Origin of the sequence: Streptomyces sp. DH12, assembly GCF_020873895.1 — a bacterium.
Lineage (GTDB): Bacteria > Actinomycetota > Actinomycetes > Streptomycetales > Streptomycetaceae > Streptomyces.
The window spans coordinates 1-402 of sequence record NZ_JAHWGT010001527.1 but is presented as its reverse complement, the minus strand read 5'-3'; the positions used below and the strand labels follow the sequence as shown (position 1 = coordinate 402).

The 402-nt window shown below is 70.9% G+C and carries 1 protein-coding gene; it reads left to right on the top strand.

Going from position 1 to position 402, the window contains the following annotated elements; genetic code table 11:
• Nucleotides 1–340 (top strand): PstC family ABC transporter permease (locus LPA54_RS40905; RefSeq protein ID WP_368857922.1); only part of this gene is annotated, 340 nt, incomplete at its 5' end.
• Nucleotides 341–402 lie beyond the last annotated feature (62 nt).

Genomic DNA, 402 nt, shown 5'->3' with positions numbered 1-402 from the left:
CGGCGCCACCCGCTGGGAGGTCATCCGCATGTCGGTGCTGCCGTTCGGCCGCTCCGGCGTGATCTCCGCGTCGATGCTGGGCCTCGGCCGCGCCCTCGGCGAGACCATGGCCGTCGCCATGGTCCTGTCCCCGAGCTTCACGATCAACGCCAGCCTGCTCGACCCGGGCGGCGGCACCTTCGCCCAGAACATCGCCAGCAAGTTCAACGAGGCCACCGAGATGGGCCGGGACGCGCTGATCGCCTCCGGTCTCGTGCTGTTCGTCATCACGCTGCTGGTCAACGGCGCGGCCCGGCTGATCATCGCCCGCCGCAAGGAGTACTCGGGGGCCACCGCATGAGCCACGCACTCAACGACACCCGCCCGTCCGGATCGCTGCGCGGGGCGACCCTGCCGAAGTGG